The organism is Pseudomonas sp. WS 5059 (assembly GCF_012985525.1).
Taxonomy (GTDB): Bacteria; Pseudomonadota; Gammaproteobacteria; order Pseudomonadales; family Pseudomonadaceae; genus Aquipseudomonas.
On record NZ_JAAQWO010000002.1, the window covers coordinates 765,646 to 778,297 of the forward strand.

General features: G+C 60.8%; 12 protein-coding genes. 4 read left to right on the forward strand and 8 right to left on the reverse strand.

The annotated features are described in order from the left end of the window. The first annotated feature begins 163 nt into the window (after nt 1-163). Together HBO12_RS08245 and HBO12_RS08250 are read left to right on the forward strand one after the other, a co-directional pair. The gene (locus HBO12_RS08245) at nt 164-568 is read left to right on the forward strand and encodes an antitoxin Xre-like helix-turn-helix domain-containing protein (protein ID WP_169954672.1); all 405 of its coding nucleotides are present in this window, start codon (nt 164-166) and stop codon (nt 566-568) included. Then, nucleotides 562-1,254: an RES family NAD+ phosphorylase gene (locus tag HBO12_RS08250; protein WP_169954673.1), complete on the forward strand. Its 693-nt coding sequence runs from the start codon at nt 562-564 to the stop codon at nt 1,252-1,254. The genes HBO12_RS08245 and HBO12_RS08250 overlap by 7 nt, the downstream gene beginning before the upstream one ends. A 10-nt stretch (nt 1,255-1,264) precedes the next feature. Here the strand turns inward: HBO12_RS08250 and lldD are convergent, their stop codons facing one another. Further along, the gene (gene lldD, locus HBO12_RS08255; RefSeq protein WP_169954674.1) at nt 1,265-2,407 is read right to left on the reverse strand and encodes an FMN-dependent L-lactate dehydrogenase LldD; all 1,143 of its coding nucleotides are present in this window, start codon (nt 2,405-2,407) and stop codon (nt 1,265-1,267) included. Nucleotides 2,408-2,515: 108 nt separating this feature from the next. On the opposite strand from lldD, the gene HBO12_RS08260 reads away from it, so the two are divergent. After that, nucleotides 2,516-3,406 (forward strand): LysR family transcriptional regulator, encoded by an 891-nt coding sequence (locus HBO12_RS08260; protein ID WP_169954675.1) that lies wholly within the window; start codon nt 2,516-2,518, stop codon nt 3,404-3,406. Nucleotides 3,407-3,417: 11 nt separating this feature from the next. Here the strand turns inward: HBO12_RS08260 and HBO12_RS08265 are convergent, their stop codons facing one another. From HBO12_RS08265 to HBO12_RS08275, 3 genes are all read right to left on the reverse strand, one after another. Then, the gene (locus HBO12_RS08265) at nt 3,418-5,787 is read right to left on the reverse strand and encodes a TonB-dependent siderophore receptor (protein WP_170041900.1); all 2,370 of its coding nucleotides are present in this window, start codon (nt 5,785-5,787) and stop codon (nt 3,418-3,420) included. Nucleotides 5,788-5,876: 89 nt separating this feature from the next. After that, nucleotides 5,877-6,845 (reverse strand): FecR domain-containing protein, encoded by a 969-nt coding sequence (locus tag HBO12_RS08270; protein WP_170041901.1) that lies wholly within the window; start codon nt 6,843-6,845, stop codon nt 5,877-5,879. 3 nt (nt 6,846-6,848) lie between these two features. Continuing rightward, entirely contained in the window at nt 6,849-7,373 is a 525-nt protein-coding gene (locus tag HBO12_RS08275; protein WP_170041902.1) for a sigma-70 family RNA polymerase sigma factor, read from the reverse strand. A gap of 291 nt (nt 7,374-7,664) precedes the next feature. Between HBO12_RS08275 and nadA the strand changes: the two genes are divergently transcribed. After that, on the forward strand, nt 7,665-8,723 hold the full coding sequence (nadA, locus tag HBO12_RS08280) for a quinolinate synthase NadA (protein ID WP_029300280.1): 1,059 nt from the start codon (nt 7,665-7,667) through the stop codon (nt 8,721-8,723). 150 nt (nt 8,724-8,873) lie between these two features. On the opposite strand, the gene HBO12_RS08285 is transcribed toward nadA, so the two are convergent. From HBO12_RS08285 to HBO12_RS08300, 4 genes are all read right to left on the reverse strand, one after another. Further along, on the reverse strand, nt 8,874-9,362 hold the full coding sequence (locus tag HBO12_RS08285; RefSeq protein WP_029300279.1) for an RDD family protein: 489 nt from the start codon (nt 9,360-9,362) through the stop codon (nt 8,874-8,876). 96 nt (nt 9,363-9,458) lie between these two features. After that, nucleotides 9,459-9,671, reverse strand: coding sequence for a cold-shock protein (locus HBO12_RS08290; RefSeq protein WP_004887993.1), 213 nt, complete (start codon nt 9,669-9,671; stop codon nt 9,459-9,461). Nucleotides 9,672-10,060: 389 nt separating this feature from the next. Further along, complete coding sequence (gcvT, locus tag HBO12_RS08295) at nt 10,061-11,185, reverse strand: glycine cleavage system aminomethyltransferase GcvT (RefSeq protein ID WP_170041903.1); 1,125 nt, start codon at nt 11,183-11,185, stop codon at nt 10,061-10,063. A 39-nt stretch (nt 11,186-11,224) separates the two neighbouring features. Next, on the reverse strand, nt 11,225-12,601 hold the full coding sequence (locus HBO12_RS08300; protein WP_170041904.1) for an L-serine ammonia-lyase: 1,377 nt from the start codon (nt 12,599-12,601) through the stop codon (nt 11,225-11,227). Nucleotides 12,602-12,652: the final 51 nt, after the last annotated feature.

The following is a 12,652-nucleotide window of genomic DNA, read 5'->3' on the forward strand; positions in this document are numbered from 1 at the left end:
TAGACGGGAACTATTCTCACCCATCAAACGGTAAAGTGCGATTCGAAATAATTCGACTCTGGCACTGTGCTCTTTGGTTGTAACGGCTGACGTTGCACGGATTTGCTCTACAGATTCTATTTGTCTATATTTGAGTCTGTAGATTTATTCTGAGGTGGCAACCATGAGCCTAGCCCTGCAAGCACAGCCGTTTACCCGCCAGCAATGTGTCGCCGGACTCCGGGCGGCCGTGAGCATCCTGGAAAAATGGCAGGCCAGCAGCGACCAGGCCTGCCGCATCCTGCGTATTTCGCGCAGCACTTACACCCGCGCCCGGCAGCGCGAGGCCGCGTGGTCCGTGAGCCTGGATTCCGACCAGATGCAGCGCATCAGCTTTGTGCTGAACATCCATGCCACGCTGCGCATGGTGTTCGATAACCCCGAGAATGTGTACGGCTTCCCTGCAATGGCCAACCACAACAGCTTCTTCAACGGGCGCTCACCCCTGGAGATCATGGCCCAGGGCGACATGATTTCCCTGTACGAAACCTTCCGCCGGATCGATGTGCTGCGCGGTGCGCAATGGTGACGGTGAGCCAGTTGGGCGATTTGCCCAGCGGGCCGTTGCAGGCCTATCGCCTGGTCAATTCCAAATTCCCGCCGATTGCGTTGTTTGACGATGTGGCGGATGCCGACGAATTTGAGGCGCTTTATCAGATCCAGGCCCTGACCAACCCGCGGCTGGGCAATGAGCTCGGTCGTATCGAGCTGATACCCCGTAGGGAAATCCCCTTCGGGATTGTGGGATGCTCCTACGCGATTGCGCCGTTCACCCACGTCAATCCGGCCGGATCGCGTTTCAGCGCTGGGGATTTTGGCGTGCTGTACTTGGCGGCCACCATCGAAACGGCGCTGGCAGAGGTGCGTCATCACCAGAACCAGTATTGGTCCGGGGTCCACGGCCTTAACTATGAGCGCTTTGTCTTTCGCGGGTTGTCGTGCAGCTTTGCTGGTGACTCGATGAAGGATGCGGTGTCGGTGCCGATGAGCGATCCGATCTACGACCCTGACGACTACAGCCACGCCCAGCGCTTGGGCGGCGCGCTGAAGAAGGCCGGTTGTCCCGGCCTGCGTTACCTGTCGGTGCGCTCAGAAGGCGATCACTGCTGGGCGTTGCTGACGCCCAGGCCGGTGTCGTCGATTGTCCAGGCCGCCCATTACGAGATGGTCTGGAATGGGCAGATCACCAGTGTCAGCAAGATCAGCGAAGCCTGACGCTGGCGGGTCAAATCTGCCCGCGCACCAGGATTGACTCATCGATCTGCGCAATCGACGTAACCCCGGTCAGGGTCATGGCCACGCGCATTTCCTTGGCAAAGATCTCCAGCAAATTCTCTACACCACGCTGGCCATCCGCGGCCAAAGCGTAGGCAGGCGCTCGTCCCAGCAATACGCCACGGGCGCCGAGGGCGAGCATGCGCACCACGTCCAGCCCCGAACGCACCCCGGAGTCCACCAGTACCGTAAGGTCGCTGCCGACCGCCTGGGCGATCTCGGGCAGGGCCTTGGCGGTGGACAGCACGCCATCGAGCTGGCGGCCACCGTGGTTGGACACGACGATGCCGTCGGCACCGAAGCTCACCGCATCCTTGGCGTCCTGTGGGTCGAGGATGCCCTTGATGATCATCGGGCCTTTCCAGAATTCGCGGATCCACTCCAGGTCTTTCCAACTGATGGAGGGGTCGAAGTTGGTGGCCAGCCAGCCGATGTAGTCTTCAAGGTGGGTCGGCTTGCCGAGGTATTTGGAGATGTTGCCCAGGTCGTGCGGGCGCCCCATCAGCCCCACATCAAACGCCCAGGCCGGTTTGGTCACTGCCTGCAACATGCGTCGCTGGGCGGCGTACGGGCCGGACATGCCGGAGTGGGCATCGCGGTAGCGGGCGCCGGGGGTGGGCATGTCGACGGTGAACACCAGGGTTTTCACCCCGGCGGCTTGCGCACGCTCCAGGGCGTTTTTCATGAAGCCACGGTCTTTCAGCACATACAGTTGAAACCAGATCGACTGCGCAGTCTGCGACGCTACTTCCTCGATGGGGCACACCGACACGGTCGACAGGCAAAAAGGAATGCCTTTATTGGCCGCCGCGTTGGCCACCTGCACTTCCCCGCGCCGGGCAAACATGCCGGTCAGGCCCACCGGGCTCATGACCACCGGCATCGCCAGCGGTTGGTCGAACAGGGTGGTTTCCAGGCTCAGGCTCTCGACGTTGCGCAGGACGCGCTGGCGCAGGCTGATGTCTGCCAGGTCCGAACTGTTGGCCTTGAGGGTGTGCTCGGCGTACGCGCCACCGTCAATGTAGTCGAACAGGAAACGCGGCAGTTTGCGACGTGCGGCTTCGCGGTAATCCGATGCAGACGAAATGATCATGAACAGTGAGGCCCCGGAATAAAGAAAACGGTGGGTGGAGGATAGTCAAAGGCCTTTCATGGTAAAAACAACTTTTCCAACTTCATTCAAGTCGCAAATGGAATAGTCATGAATCTGCGAACGCTGCGAGCCTTTGTCGAAGTGGTGCGCCAAGGCAGTTTCTCACAAGCGGCCGAGATGGTTTCGCTCACGCAATCGAGTGTCAGCAAAGCGGTCAAGACCCTGGAAGAGGAGTTAGGCACACCGTTGTTCAGCCGCATCGGCCACAAGAACGAACTGACAGCCGCGGGTGAAATTGCCTACCGTCGCGCTCTGGTGTTGCTTGCCGAGCGCAGTGACCTGGTGGCCGAGATCAATGACCTGCTGGGGCTCAAGCGCGGCGTGCTGCGTATTGGCTTGCCGCCGGTGGGCAGTGGTGAACTGTTTGCGGCGATGTTTGCGGTGTACCGCCAGCGTTATCCGCAGATCGAGATCGAGCTGATCGAGCATGGCAGCAAGAAGCTGGCTGAGTGCCTGCAAGCGGGGGAGGTGGATGTAGCCGCGCTACTGGTGCCGGTGGAGGGCGAGTTTGAGTATCAGGACGTGCGCGTCGAGCCATTGATGGTGGTCCTGCCCAGCAGCCATCCATTGGCCGGGCGCGACAGTGTGGATTTTTCCGACTTGTCCGACTCGCCGTTCATACTGTTCGAAGCTGGATTTGCCCTGAACCGCATCATCCTTTCCGCCTGCGAGCGGCGGGGCGTATCGCCGAAGGTTTCGGTGCGCAGTGCCCAGATCGACTTTATCGTCGACCTGGTCGGCGCGGGCCTGGGAGTCGCCTTCCTGCCGCGCATGCTGGCCTACAAGCACCTGCATGCCGGCATTGCCCTGATATCCCTGGATGAGCCCCAGACCGACTGGCATATCGCCCTGACCTGGCGGCGTAATGCTCATTTGCCGCCTGCAGCGCGGGCCTGGCTGGACCTGGCGACCGAGATGGGTAACGTTCCCGCGCGCTAGCACAGCCTGCTTCAGAAGTTGTACTTGAGGCTGGTCATGAAGTTGCGCGGCGCGCCATACACCCCTTCTGAGTACACCCGGGCGTAGTACTCGCGGTCAAAGACGTTGTTGAGGTTGACCGTGGCACTGAGGTTTTTCGAGATATCGTAGCGGGCCATCAGGTTGGCGATGGCATAGCTGCCCTGGTGGTAATAGTGCAAGTCCTCGCCGGTCTTGGTCTGCCAGTTCACGCCACCGCCGACAGTGACTTTGTCGAGCATGCCTGGCAGGCGATAGGAGGTGAAGGTCTTGAGCATATGGCGCGGCAGCGCGGTGACGATGCGCTTGTCATCGGCATCGGTGGTGACGCTGTAGGCATAGCCGGCCGACGCCTGCCAGCCTTCGCCCAGCTCGCCGTTCATTTCCAGTTCGACGCCTTGGGTCTTGGCGCTTTGTTCGATGCGATAGGCCTGGGTGTCGGACTGCCACACCGCCAGGTTGTCTTGCTCAAGCCGAAATAGCGCCAGGCTGGCGTTCAGTTGCTCATCGTAGAAACTGCCCTTGATCCCGACTTCATAACCCTTGCCCTCCAGGGGTGGCAGCGCGCCGCGGTTGATGTCGCGCACGTAGGAGGCTTGCGGGTTGAAGATCTTGGTGTAGCTGGCATACAGCGACCAGTTGTGGTCCAGGTCGTAGACCACCCCGGTGTACGGAATGAACACGCCGGTTTCCCGTTCCTTGACCGAACTGGTTCCGGCGCCATACAGCAGGGTGTTGGTATCGCGCTTCCAGTCGGTCAGCCGCCCGCCGAGGATCAGGCTCAAGTCGTCGGTCAGGTGTAGGCGCGACGTGAGGTAGGCGGCGTATTGTTTCTCGCGGATGCTGCCTTTACCCACCACTGGCGTAGCGGGCTTGGGCGAGTCACCGTTCCAGGTGCGGTAGTCCGGCACCTTGAAGCCGTAGTCCCACAGCCAGTCGTTGTAGTTGGGGGTGTGTTCCTCGTAATCGGTGGCAGTGATGCCGGTGATCAGCTCATGTTCGCGACCGAACGCGGAAAACGGCCCGGTGAAGTAGGCGTCGAGGCTGTCCTGGCGCGGCGTGCCTGACCAGCGCACCGGCAACAACGAGGCGCCGGAGCCGGTGGCCTGGTCGAGACTGCCGATGGTGAACGAAAAGAACTCGTCGAACTTGTTCTCGGTGTGACCGTATTCGATCTTGCCGCTCCAGCCGTTATCGAACTGGTGTTCGATGGAAGTGAAGTAGTTGGTCTGGTCATGGTCGTTATACGACCAGTTCGGCGCACTGTTGAGGGAGCGCTTCATGTGGGTTTTCTGGCCATCGCTGAACAGCGTCTGGTAGCCGCCGCGCAGGGGCGCATCCACCTGGGTCTTCTGGTAGCTGAAGCCGGCAGTCAGCAGGGTGGCGTCGCTGAGGTCGAACTCGGTGATGCCGTAGATCAGTTGTGAATCCTGCTTGAAGCGATCGACCCAGGCCTGCTCGGTCTTGTAGTCCAGCACCAGGCGCCCGCGGATGTTGCCGGTCTCGGTCAGTGGCCCGGAGACATCGACACCGGTGCCATAGCGGTCCCAGCTACCGGCTTCGGCGGTGATGCTTGCCTGGGCTTGGGCCGTGGGGCGTTTGCGAATCAGGTTGATGGTCGCCGAGGGGTTGCCCATGCCGCTGATCAGGCCAGTGGCGCCGCGCACGATTTCCACACGGTCGTACATGGCCGTGCTCTGGGTGTAGTTGTCCATGCGGGTCGAGGTGGGGACGCCGTCGATCTCGAAGTTCTGGATCTGGAAACCACGGGACCAGTAGCTGTCATTCTCGGTCCCCAGGCCGGCGCGGGTCACGGCGATCCCGGGGCTGGCTTCAAGTACATCGGTGAGGTTGTTGAGTTTCTGATCGTCCAGGCGTTGGCGGGTGATCACCGTGACCGACTGTGGGGTTTCTTTCTGGGTCAGGTTGAGCCGCGTAGAACTGCTGGAGGAGTAGGCGGTGTAGGAGCCATTACCTTCACTGGTGGACCCCGGCGCCTTGCCGGAAATGGTGGTACTACTCAACTCCAGGGCGGAGGAGGAGGTTGGGGCCGCCTGTAACTGATAACGACCTTCGCCTACGGGCACGGCGATCAGGCCGGTGTCGGCCAGCAGCAATTGCAATGCCTGGTCGACGGAAAATGTACCGTTGATGGCCTGGCTGGTTTTGCCGTTGGTAAGGGTGGCATCTCCCGCAAGGTAAATCCCGGCCTGGGCCGAGAGCAGGTTCAGTTGGCTGGCCAGTGGCCCGGCGGCAATCTGGTAATGCTGGTCTTCGGCCCAGGCGGCAGGGCTGAGGCTGCTCAGGGTGATAGCCACCGAATAGGCCAATACGTGCAGCGGGGAATGGGGGCGTAGTGACATCTTGGGATCCTTTTGGGGGTGGCATCAAGCCATCGTCACTAGCTAAATCGAATGAGAATGAAAATCAGGAAGTGCCGGTATAAAAATATCTAGCGCGGCTTCACGGTGGTCCAGCCAGGGAACGTTTGCTCCATGCGAATCGGCAATACGCCTTCAAGCATGGCCAGGACCTGATCGGTATCGTGCAACGGGAACGTGCCCATGACTCGCAGGTGTGCGAGGCCAGGGTCGAGTCCCAGGTGCCCGCGACGGTAGTCGGCCAGCTCCTCGATAAACTGTGGCAAGGGCATGTCTTGCGCCAGCAGGATCCCCTTGCTCCATGACTCGCGCCCGGGTTGCGCAGGCTCGGGAGGCGTGGTGCCGTGGCTGTCGAATGACAGCCCTTCGCCGGCCTTGGCCACGCGGGTGTGATGGCTTGCGGCGCAACGAACCTGCACCGCCCCCTCATAGACATTGAGCTGGGTCCGCGCAGCCCGTTCGCGCACACTGAACCTGGTACCCAGGGGGGACAGGCTGCCTTGGGCGGTGTGCACGATAAACGGGCGCGGGTCGCTTCCGGTCGCGATCAGGACTTCACCTTCGTACAAGCGCAGGCTGCGTTGTGAGGTGCTTAGCGCAACATCCAGCGCGGTGGCGCTGTTGAGCCAGATACGCGAGCCGTCGGCCAGGGTCCGTTCGAGGATTTCCCCGGTGCTTGTGCGATAACCTGCCTGCCAGGCCAGGAGCTGTTCGGTCAGTGCCGCGTGGCGCCAGGCAAGCCCACCCAGCAACAGCCCGCCGCTGATGACCGACAGGGTTCGCAGCACCTGGCGTCGCGAAGTGGGGGTGTGATGCAGGGCCTGCAATGTGCGGCTGGCCGTCTCCCTGTCGTCCTGCAACGGGGCGAAGCGCTGGCTGACCCGTTCCACATAGCGCCAGGCCTGGCGATGGCTGTCACTGCGGTCGAGCCATTGCTGCCAGGCGTGCTGCTGCGCCAGGTTGTGCGGCTCGCTGCTCAGACGGGCGAACCAGTCGGCGGCTTCCTGCAGGGTTTGATGGTCAGGTGTGGGGGCCGGCATCGATCAGCTCAATGCCTCGTCCAGTTCCGCTTCCAGCAACAGGCACTGGAACATGGCCTGGGACATGTAATGGGTGACGGTGCGGGCGCTGACGCCCAATTGATCGGCGATGGCCTGGTAACTCAGGCCTTGCAGTTGCGCGAGCATAAAGGCCTGGGCGACGTTGCGCGGCAGGCGCTCGAGCATTGCCTGCACCTGCTGCAGGGCCTCCAGCACCATGGCCCGGTGTTCTTCCGACGGCATGCAGTGTTCGGGGCGGCTGGCCAATACCTCCAGCCAGGCCCGCTCGACCCGCTGGCGCCGCCAGAAGTCTACGCACACATGTCGGGAAATCGCACTCAGGTACGCCCGTGCGTGCCCCTCGCTATTAAAGGCTCTGGGTTTGACCAGCAGCCGCACGAACACATCGTGGGCCAACTCGGCGGCGTCGCTGGTATTGCCCAGTTTCTTGTGCAGCCAGGCGCGCACCCAGCCGTGGTGCTCTTGATAGAGCCAGCCGACATCGGAAGGATCAGGAGATTGAGGCATGCCGCGAGCGCACTCCGTCATCAGGTTCAGCGCCTGGATGAGCTAATGGTAATTATTCTCAATGCTACCCTTTGTCGAGGTTTCTTCACAACTGGCGCAAGTGGGTCTTTTCCATGGCACCGCCAATCCCAGATTAGGCTTTTGAATCCAATCGATATTCTGTAGCCTTGCGCAGCTTCACTTTAACCCGTGCTTGATGAACACAATCACTTCGTCCGGCGGCGCCCGAAGGGCTCCAGAGCCGGTGGTACACTCGACTTTCGCGCAACTGCGCCTGTAGGTCTTGCGAACATGACGCAAATTTCCGAACGCCTTCTGGTCCAAGCCCACCTCGATGCCAAGCAACCCAAGGTGCTCAGTGCCGAGCAAGAGGCAAGCTTACGTTCTGCCATTGCTGCCGAGCTAAAGGCTCAAGACGCGGTGCTGGTGGCGCACTTTTACTGCGACCCGGTGATTCAGGCCCTGGCCGAAGAAACCGGCGGTTGTGTTTCCGACTCCCTGGAAATGGCCCGCTTCGGCGCCGCCCACCCGGCCAAGACCGTGCTGGTCGCCGGCGTGCGCTTCATGGGCGAGACGGCGAAAATCCTCACCCCTGAAAAACGCATCCTGATGCCCACCCTGGAAGCCACATGCTCTCTGGACCTTGGCTGCCCGGTGGAAGAGTTCTCGGCGTTCTGCGACCAGCATCCGGAGCGCACCGTGGTGGTGTATGCCAACACGTCGGCGGCGGTCAAGGCCCGGGCCGACTGGGTGGTAACGTCCAGCTGTGCCCTGGAAATCGTCGAAAGCCTGATGGATAACGGCGAGACCATTATCTGGGGCCCGGACAAGCACCTGGGCACCTATATCCAGCGCCAGACCGGTGCCGACATGCTGCTGTGGGACGGTGCCTGCATCGTCCACGAAGAGTTCAAGTCCAAGCAGTTGGAAGACATGAAGGCGCTGTACCCGGATGCCGCGATCCTGGTGCACCCGGAGTCACCGACCTCGGTCATCGAGTTGGCCGACGCCGTGGGGTCCACCAGCCAGTTGATCGCGGCGGCGCAGCGCTTGCCGAACAAGACGTTTATCGTCGCCACCGACCGTGGCATTTTCTACAAGATGCAGCAGCTGTGCCCGGACAAGGTGTTTGTCGAAGCGCCAACCGCCGGTAACGGCGCGGCGTGCCGCAGTTGCGCGCACTGCCCGTGGATGGCGATGAATACCCTGGAGCGCACGTTGCAATGCCTGCGTGAAGGCAGCAACGAGATCTTTGTCGAACCCTCGTTGATCCCCCATGCCGTGCGCCCGCTCAAGCGCATGCTGGACTTTACCCAGGCGGCACGCCTGAAGCTGGCGGGCAACGCCTGATCCACGGCAGATGCAGTAAAAAATGTGGGAGCGGGCTTGTCGGGTCGCCGCATCGCCGCGATAGCGGTGGATCAGTCTGCACATGTAGTGACTGACACACCGTTATCGCGGGCAAGCCCGCTCCCACATTTGGATCTCATTGGCCTGGGGCTATTTCTTTTTCTTCGGGATCCGCACCAGCTGCGTGTCGGAATAGATGTCATGCCAAGCCCGCTGTTTCTTGTCCACCAGCGACCAGATAAACCCCAACCCTGCGCATAACCACGATGCAATCGACACCACAAAACGCAACAGCGCCTGCCACAGGCTGATGCGCGAGCCGTCCGCGTTCTGCACGCGTACGCCCCACACTTGCATACCCAACGTCTGCCCGGAATGGGTCCAGAACTTGGCAAAGAAACCAAACAGTACAAAAAACAGAATCGTCGACAGCAGCGGATCACCGTCCAGCGCGCCGGATTCCGAGAGCGTGCGCATTTTTGCTTCACCCACAAAGGCGATCCACACCAGCTTATAGAGGAAGGCAGTGACGATCAGCAGGGCGGTACATAACAGGAAGTCATAGAACATCGCTGCCAGACGACGGCCCAGGCCAACGGCGGGGAATTCGCCTTGGGGGCTCAGCAGGTGTTTCGACATGGCTCGGCTCTCTGGAGGAAAAAAGCCATTTTACGGACAAACGCACATAAAAAAGCCTCTGATGTCACCACCAGAGGCTTTTTGTCGCAGTAAGGATCAGCCTTCTGCTTGTACTTCGTCAGCCTGCATGCCTTTTTGGCCCTGCACAGCGATGAAGGTCACTTTCTGGCCTTCTTTCAGGCTCTTGAAGCCGTTGCCTTGGATAGCGCGGAAATGCACGAACAGGTCCGCACCGCTTTCTGGAGTGATAAAACCAAACCCTTTCTCGTCGTTAAACCACTTGACGGTACCGCTCTGACGTTCAGCCATTTTCTTATTTCCTTGACGCTAAAAATTAATGACAGCCCCTTTCACCTGAAAGAGTACTGGGCTGGGTTGCAGGAAAGTAAGAGACGTCGAACGGGTTGTAGCGAACTTTGGCTACTGCCCAGGTCCAGGTTCCAAGCGACCCATGCAAACACAGTGAGCAAACTCTACGACAACTAAGACAGAAAAAACAAGCCCTCTGCAAGCCGCGTATTTACTCGCCTTCATGACACTTCGGTCAACTATTGTCGGGCTGTGTTATTCGATAGCGTGGATCACTTGTTATAGGTTAATCGACATAACATTGACTATCGTCAGTGCACTGTTTTATGGCGGTTGCGTTACAGATTAGTGCAAATGAACACAACCGCGTTACTTATAGGAACAGTCAATCAGCCACGGTAGTAACGTTGTGGCACGAATGGCATTTTACTTACACGAAGTGGCACCTTTTTCCCACGCACCAGCGCTGAGACTTCGCAATCCAGCGCGGTAAAGGCTGTGTCGAGGTAGCCCATGGCGAGCGGGCCGCCGAGGCTGGGGCCAAAGCCGCCGCTGCACACGCTGCCGATTACGGTGCCGTGTTCGTCGACAATTTCTGCACCTTCACGCACCGGCGTACGTTCCTGGGGCAGCAGGCCGACGCGCTTGCGGCTGACGCCGGTCTGCTGCTGAGTGAAGATCCGGTCTGCGCCCGGGAAACCGCCGGCACGCGCGCCGTCGGCACGACGCACCTTGGAAATCGCCCACAGCAGGCTGGCCTCAATCGGCGTGGTCTCGGTGTTCATATCGTGGCCATAGAGGCACAGGCCGGCTTCCAGGCGCAGGGAGTCGCGGGCGCCCAGGCCAATGGCTTCAACTTCGGCTTCGGCCAGCAGGCTGCGGGCCAGGCTCTCGGCGTTGGCCGCAGGTACCGAGATTTCAAAGCCGTCTTCGCCGGTATAGCCGGAACGGCTGACGTAGCACTCCACCCCCAGCAGGCGCAGGGGCGCAAATTGCATAAAGGTCATCTTGGTCACTTCCGGTGCCAGGCGCGCCAGCACCTTGACTGCCGCCGGGCCTTGCAGGGCCAGCAGGGCGCGTTCTTCAAACAGCGGCTCGATCTGGCATTGCTCGCCCAGATGCTGACGCAGGTGCGCCAGGTCCTGATCCTTGCAGGCGGCGTTGACCACCAGAAACAGCTCGTCGTTACCCAGATTGGCGACCATCAGGTCATCGAGGATGCCGCCCTGGTCGTTGGTGAACATGGCGTAGCGCTGCATGCCCACGGGCAGATCGATGATATCCACCGGCACCAGGGTTTCCAGGGCCTTGGCGGCGTTGGCACCGGTCAGGCGGATCTGGCCCATGTGCGACACATCAAACAACCCGGCCTGCTCACGGGTGTGCTGGTGTTCTTTCATCACGCCCAGAGGGTATTGCACCGGCATGTCATAGCCGGCGAACGGCACCATGCGCGCGCCCAGTTCAAGATGCAGGGCGTGCAGCGGGGTTTTCAACAGGGTTTGGGTGGACATATTCAGCTCCTGAAAAACGTGCTGGCGCATTTATAAGCATCAGCACTCGATAATGTTGACGGCCAAACCGCCACGGGCGGTTTCCTTGTATTTGCTTTTCATATCGGCGCCGGTCTGGCGCATGGTGCGGATCACCTTGTCGAGGGACACGAAGTGCTGCCCGTCGCCGCGCAAGGCCATGCGCACCGCATTGATCGCCTTCACCGAGCCCATGGCGTTGCGCTCGATGCAGGGCACCTGCACCAAACCGCCAATCGGGTCGCAGGTCAGGCCGAGGTTGTGCTCCATGCCGATTTCAGCGGCGTTTTCCACCTGGGAAACCGTGCCGCCCAGCACTTCGCACAAGGCCCCGGCGGCCATGGAGCAGGCCACGCCCACTTCACCCTGGCAGCCGACCTCGGCCCCGGAGATCGAGGCGTTTTCTTTGTAGAGGATGCCGATGGCCGCGGCGGTGAGCAGGAAGCGCACCACGCCGTCTTCATTGGCACCGGGAATAAAGCGCATGTAGTAATGCAATACCGCCGGCACGATCCCGGCGGCACCGTTGGTGGGCGCCGTGACCACGCGCCCGCCGTTGGCGTTTTCTTCATTGACCGCCAGGGCATACAGGTTGACCCAATCCAGCACCGACAGCGGGTCGCGCAGCGCCGATTCCGGGTTCTTGCACAGTTGGCGATGCAACGCGGCCGCACGGCGCTTGACCTTCAAGCCGCCAGGTAGGATGCCTTCATTGCGGCAACCGGCGGCCACGCAGTCCTGCATGACCTGCCAGATCTTCAGCAGGCCGCTGCGGGTCTCGGCTTCCGGGCGCCAGGCGCTTTCGTTGGTCAGCATCACCTGGCTGATGGACAGCCCATACGTGGCGCAATGGCCCAGCAAATCCTTGGCGTGCTTGAAGGGGAAGGTCAGGGGCGTGGCATCTTCGACGATCCGGTCGGCGCCGGCGGCGTCTTCATCCACCACAAAACCGCCGCCCACCGAGTAGTACTCGCGGCTGCGAATCTGGATGCCGGCGGCGTCAAACGCACGAAAGATCATGCCGTTGGGGTGATAGGCGAGGGGTTTGCGAATCATCGCCAGGTGTTCTTTCTCGTTGAACGCAATGCTGTGTTCACCGAGCAGGTTCAAGCGACCGTCGCTGCGCATCTGTGCCAGGCGCGCGGCCACGGTTTCAGTGTTCACGGTGTCCGGGTGTTCGCCTTCCAGGCCCAGCAACACGGCCTTGTCGCTGCCGTGGCCTTTGCCGGTGGCACCCAGAGATCCGTAGAGCTCCACCTTGATGCTGGCGGTGGCGTCCAGCAGGTTATCGCGCTTGAGGCCCTCGACGAATCGGGCGGCGGCACGCATCGGGCCGACGGTGTGAGAGCTTGAGGGGCCGATGCCAATCTTGAACAGGTCGAACACGCTTAAAGACATGAGTTGTTCTCCGGTTTCTTATTATTGGGCGCAGATTTTCGGTTGTACCCG

Coding starts and splice junctions, on each gene's coding strand:
- HBO12_RS08245 (WP_169954672.1), top strand. CDS start 164: ATGAGCCTAGCCCTGCAAGCACAGCCGTTTACCCGCCAGCAATGTGTC.
- HBO12_RS08250 (WP_169954673.1), top strand. CDS start 562: ATGGTGACGGTGAGCCAGTTGGGCGATTTGCCCAGCGGGCCGTTGCAG.
- lldD (WP_169954674.1), bottom strand. CDS start 2,407: ATGATCATTTCGTCTGCATCGGATTACCGCGAAGCCGCACGTCGCAAA.
- HBO12_RS08260 (WP_169954675.1), top strand. CDS start 2,516: ATGAATCTGCGAACGCTGCGAGCCTTTGTCGAAGTGGTGCGCCAAGGC.
- HBO12_RS08265 (WP_170041900.1), bottom strand. CDS start 5,787: ATGTCACTACGCCCCCATTCCCCGCTGCACGTATTGGCCTATTCGGTG.
- HBO12_RS08270 (WP_170041901.1), bottom strand. CDS start 6,845: ATGCCGGCCCCCACACCTGACCATCAAACCCTGCAGGAAGCCGCCGAC.
- HBO12_RS08275 (WP_170041902.1), bottom strand. CDS start 7,373: ATGCCTCAATCTCCTGATCCTTCCGATGTCGGCTGGCTCTATCAAGAG.
- nadA (WP_029300280.1), top strand. CDS start 7,665: ATGACGCAAATTTCCGAACGCCTTCTGGTCCAAGCCCACCTCGATGCC.
- HBO12_RS08285 (WP_029300279.1), bottom strand. CDS start 9,362: ATGTCGAAACACCTGCTGAGCCCCCAAGGCGAATTCCCCGCCGTTGGC.
- HBO12_RS08290 (WP_004887993.1), bottom strand. CDS start 9,671: ATGGCTGAACGTCAGAGCGGTACCGTCAAGTGGTTTAACGACGAGAAA.
- gcvT (WP_170041903.1), bottom strand. CDS start 11,185: ATGTCCACCCAAACCCTGTTGAAAACCCCGCTGCACGCCCTGCATCTT.
- HBO12_RS08300 (WP_170041904.1), bottom strand. CDS start 12,601: ATGTCTTTAAGCGTGTTCGACCTGTTCAAGATTGGCATCGGCCCCTCA.